Source organism: Jatrophihabitans sp., from assembly GCA_036389035.1.
GTDB lineage: Bacteria > Actinomycetota > Actinomycetes > Mycobacteriales > Jatrophihabitantaceae > Jatrophihabitans_A.
Genome location: DASVQQ010000039.1, coordinates 16952 through 32968 on the forward strand (window position 1 = coordinate 16952; position 16017 = coordinate 32968).

18 protein-coding genes are annotated in these 16017 nt (G+C 70.7%); 11 read left to right on the plus strand and 7 right to left on the minus strand.

Going from position 1 to position 16017, the window contains the following annotated elements; genetic code table 11:
• Positions 1–12 precede the first annotated feature (12 nt).
• On the minus strand, positions 13–1164 hold the full coding sequence (locus VF557_18775) for a nucleotide pyrophosphatase/phosphodiesterase family protein (protein HEX8082259.1): 1152 nt from the start codon (positions 1162–1164) through the stop codon (positions 13–15).
• A 183-nt stretch (positions 1165–1347) separates the two neighbouring features.
• On the opposite strand from VF557_18775, the gene VF557_18780 reads away from it, so the two are divergent.
• From VF557_18780 to VF557_18790, 3 genes are all read left to right on the plus strand, one after another.
• A complete protein-coding gene (locus VF557_18780) occupies positions 1348–1740 on the plus strand; it encodes a YciI family protein (GenBank protein HEX8082260.1) in 393 nt (130 codons plus the stop codon).
• Positions 1741–1829: 89 nt separating this feature from the next.
• The gene (locus VF557_18785) at positions 1830–3122 is read left to right on the plus strand and encodes a sigma-70 family RNA polymerase sigma factor (protein ID HEX8082261.1); all 1293 of its coding nucleotides are present in this window, start codon (positions 1830–1832) and stop codon (positions 3120–3122) included.
• Between the two features lie 28 nt (positions 3123–3150).
• Positions 3151–3435 (plus strand): VOC family protein, encoded by a 285-nt coding sequence (locus tag VF557_18790; GenBank protein HEX8082262.1) that lies wholly within the window; start codon positions 3151–3153, stop codon positions 3433–3435.
• A gap of 105 nt (positions 3436–3540) precedes the next feature.
• On the opposite strand, the gene VF557_18795 is transcribed toward VF557_18790, so the two are convergent.
• Positions 3541–3945: a nitroreductase family deazaflavin-dependent oxidoreductase gene (locus tag VF557_18795; GenBank protein HEX8082263.1), complete on the minus strand. Its 405-nt coding sequence runs from the start codon at positions 3943–3945 to the stop codon at positions 3541–3543.
• A gap of 112 nt (positions 3946–4057) precedes the next feature.
• Here VF557_18795 and VF557_18800 point away from each other — a divergent pair, with 112 nt between their 5' ends.
• Positions 4058–5413: a CapA family protein gene (locus VF557_18800; protein HEX8082264.1), complete on the plus strand. Its 1356-nt coding sequence runs from the start codon at positions 4058–4060 to the stop codon at positions 5411–5413.
• A gap of 138 nt (positions 5414–5551) precedes the next feature.
• On the plus strand, positions 5552–5932 hold the full coding sequence (locus VF557_18805) for a hypothetical protein (GenBank protein ID HEX8082265.1): 381 nt from the start codon (positions 5552–5554) through the stop codon (positions 5930–5932).
• Here the strand turns inward: VF557_18805 and rnhA are convergent.
• Complete coding sequence (gene rnhA / locus VF557_18810; protein ID HEX8082266.1) at positions 5929–6429, minus strand: ribonuclease HI; 501 nt, start codon at positions 6427–6429, stop codon at positions 5929–5931. The two genes, VF557_18805 and rnhA, sit on opposite strands and share 4 nt — an antisense overlap.
• A gap of 47 nt (positions 6430–6476) precedes the next feature.
• Between rnhA and VF557_18815 the strand changes: the two genes are divergently transcribed.
• Positions 6477–7019 (plus strand): dihydrofolate reductase family protein, encoded by a 543-nt coding sequence (locus VF557_18815; protein ID HEX8082267.1) that lies wholly within the window; start codon positions 6477–6479, stop codon positions 7017–7019.
• 152 nt (positions 7020–7171) lie between these two features.
• On the opposite strand, the gene VF557_18820 is transcribed toward VF557_18815, so the two are convergent.
• The 3 genes from VF557_18820 to glgX all read right to left on the minus strand — a co-directional run bounded on the left by VF557_18820 (position 7172) and on the right by glgX (position 10656).
• Positions 7172–7795: a LysE family transporter gene (locus VF557_18820; GenBank protein HEX8082268.1), complete on the minus strand. Its 624-nt coding sequence runs from the start codon at positions 7793–7795 to the stop codon at positions 7172–7174.
• A gap of 150 nt (positions 7796–7945) precedes the next feature.
• Complete coding sequence (locus VF557_18825; protein ID HEX8082269.1) at positions 7946–8371, minus strand: VOC family protein; 426 nt, start codon at positions 8369–8371, stop codon at positions 7946–7948.
• A 128-nt stretch (positions 8372–8499) separates the two neighbouring features.
• Positions 8500–10656 carry a glycogen debranching protein GlgX gene (gene glgX / locus VF557_18830; protein HEX8082270.1) on the minus strand — a complete coding sequence of 719 codons (2157 nt, stop codon included), beginning with the start codon at positions 10654–10656 and terminating at the stop codon, positions 8500–8502.
• A 72-nt stretch (positions 10657–10728) separates the two neighbouring features.
• On the opposite strand from glgX, the gene VF557_18835 reads away from it, so the two are divergent.
• The 5 genes from VF557_18835 to VF557_18855 are packed head-to-tail and all read left to right on the plus strand — an operon-like array spanning position 10729 to position 14730.
• On the plus strand, positions 10729–11538 hold the full coding sequence (locus tag VF557_18835) for an ABC transporter ATP-binding protein (protein ID HEX8082271.1): 810 nt from the start codon (positions 10729–10731) through the stop codon (positions 11536–11538).
• A gap of 47 nt (positions 11539–11585) precedes the next feature.
• Complete coding sequence (locus VF557_18840) at positions 11586–12365, plus strand: enoyl-CoA hydratase-related protein (protein HEX8082272.1); 780 nt, start codon at positions 11586–11588, stop codon at positions 12363–12365.
• A gap of 2 nt (positions 12366–12367) precedes the next feature.
• A complete protein-coding gene (locus tag VF557_18845; protein ID HEX8082273.1) occupies positions 12368–13381 on the plus strand; it encodes a class I SAM-dependent methyltransferase in 1014 nt (337 codons plus the stop codon).
• A complete protein-coding gene (locus tag VF557_18850; protein HEX8082274.1) occupies positions 13378–14028 on the plus strand; it encodes an HAD hydrolase-like protein in 651 nt (216 codons plus the stop codon). The genes VF557_18845 and VF557_18850 overlap by 4 nt, the downstream gene beginning before the upstream one ends.
• A 3-nt stretch (positions 14029–14031) precedes the next feature.
• A complete protein-coding gene (locus VF557_18855) occupies positions 14032–14730 on the plus strand; it encodes an acyltransferase (GenBank protein HEX8082275.1) in 699 nt (232 codons plus the stop codon).
• A gap of 107 nt (positions 14731–14837) precedes the next feature.
• On the opposite strand, the gene VF557_18860 is transcribed toward VF557_18855, so the two are convergent.
• Entirely contained in the window at positions 14838–16016 is a 1179-nt protein-coding gene (locus tag VF557_18860) for a glycosyltransferase family 4 protein (protein ID HEX8082276.1), read from the minus strand.
• Position 16017: the final 1 nt, after the last annotated feature.

A 16017-nucleotide genomic window follows, 5' to 3' on the forward strand; every position in this document is an offset into this window, starting at 1 on the left:
TGCGTTGATGGCTCAGGTGGACAGCAGCGGGACCAGCAGCTCGGCCTCCGACAGCGCGCCATGATGCCCGATCAGCGTCGCCGAGCGAGACTCGGCCTTGCGGCGGACAATCGCGACCTCGGACACCGCGACCGCGACCAGGTCACCGATCCGGTGCCTGGCCTGCTCGCTGACGGCCGCGCCGAACCAGCCGCACCCGATCGCCTCGTCCCGGCTCAGCAGGGCCACCCGATCACCGAGCACGTCGGCCCAGCGGGCACGGACCGGCTCGATCTCCTGGGCCGCCGCGTAGAGGTAGCGCACCCGCGCCTCGCCCGCGATCAGGTCGACCCCTTGCTTGAGCAGCGGCTCGGCGTCGTAGTCGACCTTGGCTGACTCGGGCACGTCGAGCATGCCGTGGTCGGCGGTGACCAGCAGCCGGGTGCCGGCCGGCAGCCGGTCGGCAAGCAGCCGGGCGCCGTGGTCGATCAGCTCCAGCTGGGCGAGCCAGGCCTGCGAACGGCAGCCGTGGACATGCCCGATAAGGTCCAGGTCCGCGATGTAGCAGTAGATCAGGCCGCCCCTGGTCCTGGCCGCCGTCGCGACCTCGGTCGCGGTGTCGGCGGCAGTGAAGGCGCGGTGGTACTGCCCGCCACGCAGCGCCGCGCGGGTCAGCCCGCTGTCGCGGAACAGGGGCGCGAACACCACGGAGGCGTTGACGCCGGCCCGCTCGGCCCGCTCGAACGAGGTCAGGACCGGCTGGACCTGCTCGGGCGGGTGGCCATCGGTCAGGTCGGCGCCGGAGAAGGCGCCGCGCCAGGTCAGCCAGTTGGCGGGCTCGGTCAACCCGTCGGCACGGGTGGTGTAGCCGGTGATGCCGTGCTGGCCGGGCGTGACGCCGGTGCCGAGCGAGGTGATGCTGACCGCGGTGGTGGTCGGAAAGCCGGCCGTCAACGGGCGGCCCGCCAGGCTCGACAGGAACGGGGCATGCCCGGCGTGCTCGCGCAGCAACTGCCAGCCGAGGCCGTCCACCAGCAGCACCACGACGCACTCGGCCGGCTCGATCCCCAGCGGGTTCGGCTCGCCGGCCACCCCCAGCGCGGCCAGCGCCGACGGCAGCACGTCAGACAGCGAGGACTGCCCGTACTCGACGATGCCGGCGGCCGGTGGCGCTGCGGAGCTCATCACCCCATCCTGCCCGAGGGGCGCCTCGCGCGCCGAGGCCGTCGACGCGCCGCTCAGCTCATGGGGACAGTCGTAAGTCTCATCAGGATCGCCGTGAGTCATAGTGTCGAGGACGACCGATCGGCTCCGACCTAGGTAGGTCAGGCCCGGGCACGGGCTACGGAAACGGCAAGGAGACTGCTCGTGAAGTACGTGATCCTGATCCACAGCAACCCCGACCCGTGGGGGCACCCCACCTCGGCCTACACCGCCGAGGGACGGGCGATTCCGAAAGAGCGGCACGAGGAGATGGACCGCCAGTTCGAGGCGCTGCTGACCGAGCTCTCGGCGTCGGGGGAGTTCGTGACCGCTGAGGCGCTGGGCGATCCCGCCTCGTCCACGATCTACGCCTGGAGCCCGGAGGGCTCCTTCGCCACCGACGGCCCCTACGCGGAGGCCAAGGAGCAGCTGGCCGGCTTCTTCCTCATCGACTGCCAATCCCGCGAGCGCGCCGAAGAGATCGCCGCGCAGTTCGCCGGTCCCGGCAGCACCGTCGAACTCAGGCCGGCGATGTGGTCCGGCGGCGAGGACCAGTAGAGCCATCAGGAACAGCCAATCGGGAACAGGCAATCAGGAACAGGCAATCAGAAAAAGGCATCAGAAAAGGCATCAGAAAAAGGCAATCAGTGACAGGGGACGTGACGGCGCCGGTCGGCGCGCGGCAGCTGGAGCAGCTGTGGCGCGACTGCGCGCCGACCGTCCTGGCCGCGCTGACCCGCCGCTACGGCGACTTCGACACCGCCGAGGACGCCCTGCAGGAGGCGCTGCTGGCCGCCGCCCAACAGTGGCCGGCCGAGGGACTGCCGGCTGACCCGACCGCCTGGTTGATCACCGTCGCCTCCCGACGGCTGGTCGACCAGTGGCGCTCGGACCACGCCCGGGCCGAGCGGGAGCAACTGGTCACCAGCCGGACGCCGCCGGCGGAGTTCCTCGCCCCGGCGGCCGACAGCACCATCGCGGCCGACACCGTCGACAGCGCGAACGCGGTGGATGACTCGGTGGCCCTGTTGCTGCTGTGCTGCCATCCCGCGCTGCCCCGTCCCGCGCAGGTGGCCCTGACGCTGCGCGCCATTGGGGGACTGAGCACCGCGCAGATCGCCCGGGCCTTTCTGGTGCCCGAGCCCACCATGGCTCAGCGGATCAGCCGGGCCAAGGCCAAGCTCAGGCAGGCCGGCGCTCGGTTCAGCGCCCCGCCCGCGCACGAGCTGCCGGACCGGGTCGCCGCCGTGGCGCAGGTGCTGTACCTGATCTTCACCGAGGGCCATACCAGCACCGCCGGCGCGAGCCTGTACGACGTCAGCCTCACCGACGAGGCGATCCGGCTGACCCGGCAGCTGCACCGGCACCTGCCCGACGCCGGTGAGGTCAGCGGGCTGCTGGCGCTGATGCTGCTCACCGACGCCAGGCGGGCCGCCCGGATCAGCGCCGACGGAGCACTCGTGCCGCTGGCCGAGCAGGACCGCGCGCTGTGGGACCAGGCTCGCATCCGCGAGGGCGTCGGGCTGATCGAGGCCGCGCTGCCGGCCGGACCGGTCGGCCCGTACCAGCTGCAAGCCGCGATCAGCGCCGTGCACGCCGAGGCAGCCCGCGCCGAGGACACCGACTGGGCCCAGATCGAGGCCCTGTACCGGATGCTGGAGCGCCTCGCGCCGAGCCCGATCCTCACCCTCAACCACGCCGTGGCCGTTGCCATGCTCGACGGTCCCGCCGCCGGCCTGCGGATGCTGGAGCCGCTGCTGAACGACCCGCGGCTGCGGCGCTTTCACCGCTTGTACGCCGTCCGCGCCCACCTGCTCGAGCTGGCCGGCCACGGCGAACAGGCGCAGGCAAGCTATGCCACCGCCGCGCGGCTGGCTACCAGCATCCCCGAGCAGCGCTACCTCAACGCCGCCGCGGCGCGTGCCCCGATCACCCGTTGAGGGCCGATCCCCATTGAGAAAGGACGTCATGTCTGACTCGATCAAGCTCAGCTCAGTCGCGCTGGACTGCCCGAACGCCGGTGAACTCGCCGCCTTCTACGCCGGCATCACCGGCGGCGAGGTGGTCTTCGTCAACGCCGAGTGGGCGACCGTCAACGGCCCGGGCGGTCGGATCGACTTCCAAACCGCCGCCGGCTACACCCCGCCGACCTGGCCCGACCCGGCGTCCTCGATGCAGCTGCACCTGGACTTCGTGGTCGATGACCTGGCCGCCGCCGAAGCGCGGGTGCTGGCCGCCGGCGCGACCAAGTAGGCCGACCAACCCAATGCCGATCACTGCCTGGTCTTCGCCGATCCGGTGGGGCACCCGTTCTGCCTGACCACCTGGGACACCGTGCCATCCTGAAGGCGAGCCGGCTCAGGCGCGCGTCAGGATCACCACCGGAATAGGGCGATCGGTCTGCTGCTGGTGGTCGGTGAAGAACGGGTAGTTCTGCGTGAGCAGGCTCCACAGCCGCTTCCGCTCAGCGCCCTCGGCCGTGCTGGCCACCGCCTCGTAGGTCTGGTCGCCGACCTCGACGGTGACTCGGGGATCGGCCATCAGGTTGAGATACCAGGCCGGGTGCTTGGCGGCGCCCATGTTGGAGGCGATGACCAGCAACCGGTCACCGTCCGGGTGAAACATCATCGGCGTGGTGCGGCGCTGACCGGTCCTGGCCCCGACCGTGGTCAGCAGCAGCAGCCGCTCACGGTGCATTCCCTCGATCTCACCGCCGGCACGGAATTGCTCGATCACCTGACGATTGATCTCTTTGACGTCCACATCCACTCCCCGTAGCGAAGATCAGTTCCGCCGACGCCGATCATCCTCGGACCCGCGGTGCCGAGCAATCCGTCTCGACCTGAATCCGGCTCGGCGCGAGTACCGTTCAGCCATGTCGGTCCTCGCCGCGGGCCCCTGCCGGTTGATGCTGGTCGCCGTGCTCGCGGTGGCGCTCAGCGGCTGCGGGCACTCCGATGACAGAGACCGGGAAGTCCCGGGTGCGAGCACCCCGACCCGGCAGGCCTCCGCAGCCACCCCTACCCGGGCCCCCGTCACTGCCACCCGGGGCGCAGCCACCGCCACTCAGGAATCCAGCGGCTTCAAGGCAGCCAGCGGTTCAAAGGCATCCAGCGGTTTCAATACAGCCGGTACCGCCGGCGCCGGCAACACCGCGGCGCCCGGTGGCATCCAGCCCTCCACCCCCTCTCCGGCCCCGGCTCGCACGGTGACCGTGCTGGGCTCCGGCGACGTGCTGATCCATCCACCGCTGTGGCAGCAGGCGGCGGCCGACGCCCGGGCCGCGGGCAGGTCCGGCTATGACTTCGGTCCGATCTACGCCGGAATAGCGCCGGTCACCCTGGCCGCTGACCTGGCGATCTGCGAGCTGGAGACCCCGCTCGCCGCGCCCCAGGGACCGTTCTCGGGCTGGCCGAACTTCAACGCGCCGCCGCAGGTGCTGACCGCGCTCAAGGCGGCCGGTTACGACAGCTGCAGCACCGCCTCGAACCACACGCTCGACCAGGGTTACGCCGGGGTCAAGCGGACCCTGGACCTGCTGGACGCGGCCGGCCTGCGGCACACCGGCAGCGCCCGCTCGGCAGCCGAGGCGGCCCGACCGCTGATCATGAGGACGGCCACCGGGGTGCGGGTAGCTCAGCTCGCCTTCACCTTCGACTTCAACGGCATCGCGGTGCCGGCCGGCCGGCCTTGGCTGGCTAACCCGATCAGGATTCCGGCGATCCTGGCCGCTGCGCACCGCGCCAAGCAGGCCGGTGCTGACATCGTGGTGCTCAGCATGCATTGGGGCGCGGAGTACGACCACGACCCGACCGCGGAGCAGGCTGATCAGGCTGATCGGCTGCTGGCCTCGCCCGACATCGACCTGATCCTGGGGGCCCACTCCCATGTGGTGCAACCGTTTCAGAAGCTGCACGGCAAGTGGGTCGCCTACTGCATGGGCAACCAGGTGTCGCGGCACGCGGTGCCCAGCGAAGGAAGCCGCGAAGGTGTGATGGCCCGGTTCACCTTCACCGAGGTGGCTCCGCACCGGTTCGTGACCACCAGGGCGGAGGCGATCCCGACCTGGATGCAGATCTCGCCGCGACTCCGGCTGATCGAGCTGCGGTCGGCGATCGCCGACCGGCAGACTCCCGCGGGACCTCTCGCGGTCTACCGCGCGGCGCTCGGACGGATCACCGCTCACCTCGACTCGCTCGGCGGCCGTCGCCAGGGACTGGTCATCGCCTGAGGCGCCGGCTGGTCTGCCGCTGTGGCAGGTCGGGCGATGACGCCGGACGCTGATCGCAACTCCCTGGCCGGAACTCTCTGGCCGGAACTCCGTGGCCGGAACTCGGTGATCGGGCGGCTCTGATGGATAATCTTCGGTGTGCGAGGGCGAGGCTTCGAGAACATGGCCACGGTGCTGGTCAACCCGGAAGTGCTGAGCGACTTCGAGCTCGATCTGATGTCGCACGACTTCCGGGTGTGGACCGTGCACACCACCTCGACCTTCCCCGACGCCCCGCGGGCGGCGATGCAGATCCGCCGCGCCCTGATCGACTGGAGCAGGGGCCGGTGGAACGTGGCGGCCGACTGGACCGTCGTCTGGATCACCTTCGGTGACAGCTGGCTGGACGGCGACAACCCGATCCCGTGGCCGGCGCATGCGGCGCTGTGGAAGAAGCTGGCGGAGTACTCCGAGAACGTCCGCTACAACCTTGGCCTGGGCGGCATGCCGAAGCTCGGAGTCCCGCGCGAATCCCGTTAGGTCTGCGAGGCGAACGGCGCCATCACCAGCGCGGCGCCGTCATTGGCGAGCGCGTCCGCGCGCTCGTTGCCGAGGTCTCCCGAGTGCCCCTTGACCCAGCGCCAGTCGATGGCGTGCCGCGCGGACACCTCGTCCAGCGAGCGCCACAGGTCGGCGTTCTTGACCGGCTGCTTCGAGGAGTTCTGCCAGCCGTTGCGCTTCCAGCCATGGATCCAGCTGGTGATGCCCTGGAGCACGTACCGGCTGTCGGTGTAGAGCACCACGGCGCACGGCCTGGTCAGGGCGGTCAGCGCCTGGATGGCGGCCATCAGCTCCATCCGCTGATTGGTGGTCTGCGGCTCGCCGCCGAAGAGCTCCTTCTGGTGGCCGCCGCTGGTGAGCCACACTCCCCAACCACCCGGCCCCGGGTTGCCCTTGCAGGCTCCGTCGGTGTAGATCACCACTGAGGGCTGACCGGGCGGGGTCGGCGGTGGGGTGTTGGATGGGTCGACACTCACCTGCAGCACGGTACCGGCGAACGAGGGAACTCTGGCGGAGGCAAGTCATGGCGAAGCTGCTGTATTCGGCGTCGATGTCCCTGGACGGTTTCATCGCCGGCCCGGGCGGCGACATGTCGTGGCTGACCGCGCACCTGGGACCGAACCCGATCGCGGACAAGCTGATCACTCAGATCGGCGCCCTGCTGATCGGCAATCGAACCTATGGCGGCGATGACCCGAATCGGGGCACCGACAGCGAGGGTCCGTTGGGCGGCCGGTGGGCCGGCCCGCAGTTCGTGCTCAGCCACCGCGCTGCGGAAGCCACGACGCCCGGCGTCACCTTCGTCGATGACCTGTCCACCGCTGTCGCCGCGGCCAAGGCCGCCGCCGGTGAGAAGGAGTACGTCAACATCCTCGGCGCCAGCGTCGCCCGGCAATGCCTGCAGGCCGGTCTGCTCGATGAGGTCCTGGTCTTCGTCGTCCCGGCGCTGCTCGGCGACGGGGTGCGGCTGTTCGACCAGCCGGGCGGGACCGAAGTCAAGCTCGAACAGCTCAGCGTCAGCCAGCTGCCGCACACCACCGGGCTCTGGCTGCGCGTCCTGACGTGATCGACCCGGGTCTCACCGGTAGGGCCGGCCACGATCGTCCCGGCGGGATAGTCGCCCGATCAGCAGCATCACGATCAGGTAGGCCGCAGGCGCAGCCGGTGGCCATCGCCACCTGCCGGGCCGACAGGTGACAGCGTCAAGCGGCAGGGCCGTCAGCCGAGGGCGAGCTTCAACGCCAGCACGCCGATCAGGGCGCCGGAGACCAGCGCTGCCAACCGCCGGCCGCGGTCACTGGTGAGCGCCCGGCCGAGCAGCGCGCCACCGCAGGCCAGGACCAGCTGCCAGCTGGCCGAAGCGAGGAGGACGGCTGTCACGAACAGCGCCTGGCCGAGCGCGCTGGGCGTGCCGCTGGATCGAAGCCCCACCACCAGCGCGACGAAGTAGATCACCGTTCCCGGGTTGATCGCCGTCAGGCCGGCCAGCGTCGCGTAGGCGCGCGCCGGACCGAACTCCCGCGTCGAGCCGTTGCCGGTCAGCTGCCCGGCAGGCCTGCGAAGCCCTGACCAGAGCGTGCGCGCCGCCACCGCGATCAGCACCGCGACCGACACCCAGCGCAGCCCACCGAGCGCAGAGCTGAGGGCATCGGCCAGCGCGGCGCCGCCCAGCATGGCGGCCGCCGCGTAGACGCCGTCGACGGTCGCGACGCCGAGCGCCGCGGCCGCGCCGACCCGCAAGGACGTCCGGGCGGTGAGCTGGACCAGGTAGGCGCCGACCGGGCCGACCGGGATGGCGACCGAGTAGCCGGCGAGCAGGCCGGCCAGCAGCTCGGCGGTCACGGCTGAGCCGGTGTCGACTCCCGCCCGAGACTCCGCTGCTGACCGGCCGGCGCCAGACAGGCGACCGAACCCGCCACAACCCAGCCCACGTCAGTGATCATGGCGACGATGATGGTCGGGCGCCGGGCCGGTGGCAACCGACTTTGCCGCCTAGGACGGCGGCGGCTGCTGGTTGATGTTCATCAGCCAGTTCACGCCGAACTTGTCGGTGCAACTGCCGAACAGGTCACCCCACGGGGCCTTTTCCAGGGGCACGGTGATGGTCGCGCCGTCGGACAGCTTGTCCCAGTAGCCGCGCAGCTCGTCCTCGTCCTCGCCGCTCAGCGAGATGGCGAAGGTGTTGGTGCCCGGGCTGAAGTCCATCTCTTTCGGCGTGTCGGCGGCCATCAGCGTGATGCCGTTGTCGGTGATCAGCTGCGCGTGCATGATCTTGTCATGCTCGGCCGGGTCGTCGCTGCCGTTCATCTCGCCGTAGGTGTTCTTGCTCAGCTCGCCGCCGAACACCGAGTGGTAGAAGTCGATCGCCTGGCTGGCCGTGTCACGGAAGTTCAGGTAGGGGTTGAGCCGGGTGGGCATGAGCTGGTCCCTTCGATAGCGTTTCACCGATGCCGCCTGTCACGGCGGCGTACCTATGATTCTGGCCCTCCCTCGTATCGGCGCGACAGTGGGGTTGCCCGGTTTGACGCATTCCGCCTAGCAGGCGCTCAGTCCCGGTCGGCGCGCAGCAGCAGCACCGAGCGGCCCATGACGGTGATCTCGGCGCCGCCGTCGACCGGGTCGGCGAAGGAGCAGCCGCCGGCCTCGGCCGTGTCGATCACCACCTGGTAGCGATCGGCCCAGGGCAGGCCGGGCAGCGCGAACCGGACCGGCTGCTCGCCGGAGTGCAGCAGCAGCAGGTAGGACTGGTCCCGGATGATCTCGCCGCGCCGCCCGCGGTGCCGCAGGCCGCGACCGTCCAGGTACATGCCGATGGTGCGCAGGCCCCGGTCGAACCAGTCCCGCTCACCCAGTTCGTGCCCGTGCGGGTGGAACCAGGCCAGGTCCTTGCAGCCGTCCGCATCGACCGCCCGGCCCTCGAAGAAGGCACGCTGGCGCAACACCGGAGAGGCCCTGCGCAGCGCGATCAGCCGCCGGGTCAGCTCCAGCAGGTCGGCACTGGCCGGAGTGTCCTCCCAGTCCAGCCAGGAGATCTCGTTGTCCTGCACGTAGGCGTTGTTGTTGCCCTTCTGGGTGCGGTAACGCTCGTCGCCGGCCACCAGCATCGGCGCTCCCGTGGAGAGCAGCAGCGTGGTGAGCAGGCTGCGGACCTGCTTGAGTCGCAGCGCGTTCACCGTCGGGTCGGGCGTCTCGCCCTCGACCCCGAAGTTGATCGAGCGGTTGTCGTCGGTGCCGTCGGCGTTGCCCTCGCCGTTGGCCTCGTTGTGCTTGTGGTCGTAGCTGGCCAGGTCGCGCATGGTGAAGCCGTCGTGGGCGGTGATGAAGTTGATCGAGGCGAACGGCAGCCGCCCGTCGTCGGCGTAGAGGTCTGAGGACCCGGTCAGCCGGAATGCCAGATCCCGGACGCCGCCGGCCCCGTGCGCCCAGAAGTCGCGCACCGTGTCGCGGTACTTGCCGTTCCACTCGGTCCACAGCGGGGGGAACTCCCCGACCTGGTAGCCGCCGTCACCGATGTCCCAGGGTTCGGCGATCAGCTTGACCCGGCTGATGATCGGGTCCTGGTGGATGGTGTCGAAGAACGCGGACAGCTTGTCGACGTCGTGCAGCGACCGGGCCAGCGCCGAGGCCAGGTCGAACCGGAAGCCGTCCACGTGCATCTCGGTGACCCAGTAGCGCAGCGAGTCCATCACCAGCTGCAGCACCGCCGGCGTCCGGACGTCCAGGGTGTTGCCGCAGCCGGTGTAGTCCAGGTACTTGGCGGGATTGGCGGGATCCACCCGGTAGTAGCCGGTGTTGTCGATGCCCCGGAACGACAGCATCGGCCCGTCCGGGGTGCCCTCGCCGGTGTGGTTGTAGACCACGTCCAGGATCACCTCGATGCCGGCGGCGTGCATCGCGCGCACCATCGCCTTGAACTCGCGCACCTGGTTGCCGCCGAGCCGGCCGGTGTGGGTGGCGTAGGCGGCGTGCGGGGCGAAGAAGCCGATCGAGTTGTAACCCCAGTAGTTCTTGGCGCCGCGCCGCTGCAGCGCCGGCTCGTTGACGAAGTGGTGGATCGGCAGCAGCTCGACAGCGGTGATGCCCAGCTGCTTGAGGTAGGAGATGGCCGCCGGGTGCCCGAGCCCGGCGTAGGTGCCGCGCAGGTCGGCGGGGATGTCGGGATGGCGAGCGGTGAACCCCCGGACGTGCAGCTCGTAGATGATGGTGTCTTCCCAGGCGGTGTTCGGCCGGGGGTCGCTGCCCCACGGAAAGCCGTCGACGGCCACCACCGACCGCGGGACGAACGGCGCGGAGTCCAGGTCGTTGTCGGCGTAGCACGCGGCGTTGTCGAGAAAGTCGCCCTCGATGGCGCGGGCGTACGGGTCGATCAGCAGCTTGGCCGGGTTGTGCAGCTGGCCGACCGCCGGGCGGTGCGGGCCGTCGAGCCGGAAGCCGTAGCGCTGTCCGGGGTTGATCCCCGGCAGGTAGCCGTGCCAGATGTGAAAGCTCTTCTCCACCAGCCGCACCCGGGTCTCGGCGCTGGCGCCGGCGAACAGGCACACCTCGGCCCGGGTGGCGCTCGGTGACCAGATGCTGAAGTTGGTTCCCTCGCCGTCCCAGCTGGCGCCCAGCGGAAACGGCTGCCCCGGCCAGGCGATCAGGTTGTCCGGGGCAGCGTCCAGCCGGTGCGCCAGGCTGTGGCTGAGGTCGGGTGCGGGTTCCATACGAAGGCGACCTTACGCCGCCACAGGCGTGCCGTTTTCTCACCGGTTGTGAACATGCGGTTGGATGGGGGAGTGGTAAGCCCCGACTTCCAACCAGACCCCGACGCCATCCTGCAGCTGAATCAGGTGACGGTCCGGCGGGGCTCCAAGCTGCTGCTCGACTCCGTGGACTGGACGGTGGAGGAGGACGAGCGCTGGGCGGTGCTCGGCCCCAACGGCGCGGGCAAGACCACCCTGCTGCAGCTGGCGGCCACCACCATGCACCCCACCACCGGCACAGTCGTGGTGTTCGGTGAGCGGCTGGGCACGGTCGACGTCTTCGAGCTGCGCCCCCGGATCGGGCTGTCCTCGGCTGCCCTGGCCCAGCGGATCCCGCCGGGCGAGCTGGTGATCGACGTGGTGGTCTCGGCCGGCTACGCCGTGATCGGGCGCTGGCGCGAGGCCTACGGCCGCCTGGACGTCCGGCGGGCCCGGACGCTGCTGAACCGGTTCGGGGTCGCCGAGCTGGCCGAGCGCACCTACGGCACGTTGAGCGAGGGCGAGCGCAAGCGGGTGCAGATCGCCCGGGCGATGATGACCGACCCGGAGCTGCTGCTGCTCGACGAGCCCGCTGCCGGGATGGACCTCGGTGGCCGGGAGGACCTGCTGCGCAGGCTGGCCAGGCTCGCCGCCGACCCGGAGGCGCCGGCCATGATCCTGGTGACCCACCACGTCGAGGAGATCCCGCTGGGCATCAGCCACGCCCTGCTGCTCGGCGAGGGAAGGGTCGTCGCCCAGGGCCTGATCGCCGACGTGCTGACCTCGCCCCACCTGTCCAAGGCCTTCGGGCTGGACCTCGTCGTCGAGCACGAGGACGGCCGTTTCTTCGCCCGTGCTCGTTGAGGTGGATCGCGCACGATAAGGTCGGCTGCCCTGGGTAGGCTCGCGCCATGACTGAGTTCGTGACGCTCGAGGTCGCCGACGGCGTGGCCACCATCCGGATCGACCGGGCCCCGGTGAACGCCCTCAACATCCAGGTGCAGGAAGAGCTGCGCCAGGCGGCCGCCGAGTGCGACCGGCGCGACGACATCCGGGCGGTGATCCTGTGGGGCGGGCCGAAGGTGTTCGTGGCCGGCGCCGACGTCAAGGAGATGCACACCATGTCCGCCCAGGACATGCAGCGGCGGGGCGGCGCGGTGTCGTCCTCGCTGGACGCCATCGCCCAGCTGCCGATGCCGGTGATCGCGGCGGTGACCGGTTACGCCCTGGGCGGCGGCTGCGAGCTGGCGCTGACCGCCGACTTCCGGATCAGCGCCGACACCGCCAAGTGGGGCCAGCCTGAGGTCCTGCTGGGCGTCATCCCCGGCATGGGCGGCACCCAACGGCTGGCCCGCCTGATCGGCCCCGCCAAGGCCAAGGACCTGATCTTCACCGGACGCTTCGTCGACGCCGCCGAGGCCCACCAGCTCGGCCTGGTGGACGTCGTGGTCGGCGCCGACGAGGTGTACCCGACCGCCCAGGCGATGGCCGCGAAGTTCGCCCGCGGCCCGGCGCTGGCGTTGCGCGCGGCCAAGACCGCCATCGACGTCGGCCTGCAGACCGACCTGGCCAGCGGGTTGAGGCTGGAATCGCAGCTGTTCGCCGGCGTGTTCGCCACCGAGGACAAGCAGCGCGGGATGAGCTCCTTCATCGAATCCGGGCCCGGCAAGGCCGAGTTCGTCGGTAACTGACCATGTCCGCCGAACCCAACCCCGCTGTCAGCGACGTCAGCCTTCCCCGCGACGTCAGCGTGATCGGCGCTGCCGACGTGATCGGCGCCGCCAGCGCTGAGCAGGTCGAGGCCGCCTGGCGTGATCCCAAGCTCGCCAACGTGCTCTACCACGACTGGGAAGCCGGCACCTACGACGAGAAATGGTCGATCAGCTTCGACCAGCGCTGCATCGACTACGCCCGCGACCGGTTCGCCCACGTCGCCGGCGCCGCCGGCTGGCCCTACGGCCGGGCGCTGGAACTGGGTTGCGGCACCGGGTTCTTTCTTCTCAACCTCAAGCTGGCCGGCGTGATCGACTCCGGCGCGGTGACTGATCTGAGCCCCGGCATGGTCGAGGTGGCCCGCCGCAACGCCGCCAATCTCGGCTTCGAGATCGAGGGCCGGGTCGCCGACGCCGAGTCCATTCCCTACCCGGACGACAGCTTCGACCTGGTGGTCGGGCATGCCGTCCTGCACCACATCCCCGACGTCGAGCAGGCGCTGCGCGAGGTGCTGCGGGTGCTCAAGCCGGGCGGCCGGTTCGTCTTCGCGGGCGAGCCGACCCGGTACGGCGACTTCGTCGCCCGCCGGCTGTCCCGGTTGACCTGGTGGGCCACCACCCGCCTCACCCGGCTGGACCGGCTGAAGTCCTGGGCGCGGCCCAAGACCGAGCTGGACGCCTCATCCCGGGCCGCCGCGCTCGAGGCCGTCGTCGACCTGCACACCTTCGACCCGGCCGAGCTGCGCCGGGTTGCCGAGCGGGCCGGCGCCACCGGCGTGCGCACCCGCACCGACGAGCTGACCGCCGCCTGGTTCGGCTGGCCGGTGCGGACGTTCGAGGCGGCCGTCCCGCGCGAGAAGCTCGGCATCGGCTGGGCGATGTTCGCCTTCTCGAACTGGCAGCGGCTGCACCGGCTGGACTCGGCGGTGCTGGCCCGATTCGTGCCGGCCCGGCTCTTCTACAACGTAGAGATCACCGGAACCAAACCGGCATGATCAACACCGTCCTGTTCGATCTCGACGGGACCCTGAGCGATTCGGCGCCCGGAATCCTCGGCGCGCTGCGGACCAGCTTCGCCGAGGCAGGCCTGGACTGGGTCGACGACGACACCGCCCGGTCGCTGCTCGGACCACCGTTCTGGCACTCGCTGCCGCCGCTGGTCGGCGAGCACCTGGTTGATCAGGTGGTGGCCTCCTACCGCCGGCACTACGTCGAGCGCGGCGCCATGTTCGACACCACCCGCTACGACGGCGTGCTGGAGACCCTGCAGATGCTGGCCGAGCACGGTCACCGGCTCGCGGTCGCCACCAGCAAGCCCGAGCCGCACGCCAGCCGGATCGTGGCGCACCTGGGGCTGGCCGACTACTTCGAGACCGTGTGCGGTGACACCCTCGACGGTGGCCGGGACTCCAAGGCGCTGGTGGTGGGCGAGGCGCTGCGCCGGCTGGGCGACCCCGACCCGGTCACCGTGCTGATGGTCGGGGACCGCAGCCACGACGTGCTCGGGGCGGCGGCGCACGGGCTGGACTGCGCCGGCGCGCTCTGGGGCTACGGCTCGGCCGCCGAGCTGACGGCGGCCGGCGCGTCCCGGCTGTGCGCCAAGCCGTCCGAGGTGCTCGACCTGCTCGGGCTTGTGGACTGAGCCGTGTTCGGCCGATGGCGGTTCCGTGCCCGCGCTGCCGGCCAGCCGCGCTGGCTCAGCCCGGCCAGCCTGCGCTGGGTGCTGCGGCACCGGGCCTACACCCCCTGGTACCTGCTGCGGTACTGGCGGTTCTGGCGGTTCAAGCTGGCCAATCCGCACGTGGTCACGGCCGGCTTCGTCTTTCTCGGCAAGAACGTCGAGCTGTACGCCCGGCCCGGGTTCGGACGGCTGGTGCTGGGCCGCTGGGTGCACCTGGGTGACGGCACCTCGCTGCGCTGCCACGAGGGCACCCTGAGGATCGGGGACAAGGTGGTGTTCGGCCGCAACAACGTGGTCAACGCCTACCTCGACATCAGCATCGGGGCCGCCAGCATCATCGCCGACATGGTCTACGTGACCGATTTCGACCACGTCTTCGCCGACATCGAGCGCCCGATCAAGGACCAGGGAATCGCCAAGTCGCCGGTGCGGATCGGCGCGGACGTGTGGCTGGCGAACAAGGTGTCGGTGGTGCGCGGCACGGTGATCGGCGAGGGCTGCGTGGTGGCGGCCAACGCCGTGGTGACCCGTGACCTGCCGCCGTACTCGGTCGCCGTCGGGGTTCCGGCCAGGGTGGTCCGCAACCGGCGCGATGACCACGCGGCCGGCGCCGACACCCGGGCCGCGATCGCCGACATGGCCGCCAAGCTGGGCCTGGACTGACGCTCCGCGTTTCAGCATTGTGCGGCATTGTGCGGCCCGAAACTGCGCTAGCGGAGACGTTCAGCGCGGTTTCGGGCCGCACAATGGGGCCAGGGAAAGACGGCCGGCTAGGGCTGGACGGCCGCGTAGACCTCGGCCGTCCGGCTGGCCACCGCGGCCCAGCCGAACTCGTCCCGGGCCCGCTGCTGCGCCGTCGCCGCCCACCGGCGGGCCGCGGCCGGGTCAGCCATCACTTCGCGGACGGCGGCGGCGATCGCGACCGGGTCCTGCGGGGCGAACCGCAGGCCGGTGCGGCCAGGCTCCACCAGCTCGGCCAGGCCGCCGGTGTCCGAGACCGCCACCGGGGTGCCGGCCAGCTGCGCCTCCAGCGCCACCATCCCGAACGGCTCGTACAGCGAGGGCACCACCACCAGGTCAGCGGCGGCCAGCAGCCCGGCCAGTTCGGCGGCGTCGAGAAAGCCGGCCCAGCAGATCAGGTCACTGACCCCGTACCGGGCCGCCCGGTCCTGCTGGTCGGCCAGTTGCTGGCCGGCGCCGGCCACCACCAGCCGCAGCCCGGGCAGCTCCCGGCGCAGCAGCGGCAGGGCTTTGATGAGCTCCTGCAGGCCCTTCTCGTGCACCAGCCGGCCGGCGAACACCAGCAGCGGCTCGCCCTGGTACCCCTTCGAGTCGGCAGTCTCAACTTGAGATCGAGATTCAGCCATCGGATCGAAGTCAGCTCCGTTGCCGATCACCCGGATCTCGCTCGGTTCGAGCTGGAACAGCTCGCTGACCTGGCCGGCCATGAACCGCGAGCAGGCGATCACCGCCGCGGCCTCCCGGCACAGCCAGCGTTCCACCGAGTGGATGGCGCGGGGCACCGGCTCGGTCAGCCAGCCCTGCTGCCGGCCGTGCTCGGTGGCGTGCACGGTCACCACCACGGGGCTGCCGGTGACCTGGCGCAGGGTGTGCGCGGTCTGGGCGACCAGCCAGTCGTGGGCATGGATGACGTCGGGCCGCCAGTCCGCCACCAGCAGCAGGCCGGCCCGGGTCAGCGAGTGCTCGAAGGCCTGGGTCCAGGCCAGCACGCTCTCGCTGCCGAAGTTGATCGCCAGCTCGTCCGCCGCGGCCCGCCAGACGCTGACCCCGTCATGGCTCTGCCGCTCGGTTTCGGGCCGGGTGCCTCGGGTCAGCACCCGGACGTCATGGCCGAGGGCGGCCAGCTGCCCGGCCAGCTGCCCGACATGCCGGCCGAGCCCGCCGACCACCAGCGGAGGGAACTCCCATGACACCATCAACACCCGCACA

Excerpts from the sequence above, each read along its gene's own strand:
- VF557_18775 (HEX8082259.1), bottom strand. The coding sequence starts at position 1,164 with ATGAGCTCCGCAGCGCCACCGGCCGCCGGCATCGTCGAGTACGGGCAG.
- VF557_18790 (HEX8082262.1), top strand. The coding sequence starts at position 3,151 with ATGTCTGACTCGATCAAGCTCAGCTCAGTCGCGCTGGACTGCCCGAAC.
- VF557_18800 (HEX8082264.1), top strand. The coding sequence starts at position 4,058 with ATGTCGGTCCTCGCCGCGGGCCCCTGCCGGTTGATGCTGGTCGCCGTG.
- VF557_18815 (HEX8082267.1), top strand. The coding sequence starts at position 6,477 with ATGGCGAAGCTGCTGTATTCGGCGTCGATGTCCCTGGACGGTTTCATC.
- VF557_18825 (HEX8082269.1), bottom strand. The coding sequence starts at position 8,371 with ATGCCCACCCGGCTCAACCCCTACCTGAACTTCCGTGACACGGCCAGC.
- glgX (HEX8082270.1), bottom strand. The coding sequence starts at position 10,656 with ATGGAACCCGCACCCGACCTCAGCCACAGCCTGGCGCACCGGCTGGAC.
- VF557_18840 (HEX8082272.1), top strand. The coding sequence starts at position 11,586 with ATGACTGAGTTCGTGACGCTCGAGGTCGCCGACGGCGTGGCCACCATC.
- VF557_18845 (HEX8082273.1), top strand. The coding sequence starts at position 12,368 with ATGTCCGCCGAACCCAACCCCGCTGTCAGCGACGTCAGCCTTCCCCGC.
- VF557_18850 (HEX8082274.1), top strand. The coding sequence starts at position 13,378 with ATGATCAACACCGTCCTGTTCGATCTCGACGGGACCCTGAGCGATTCG.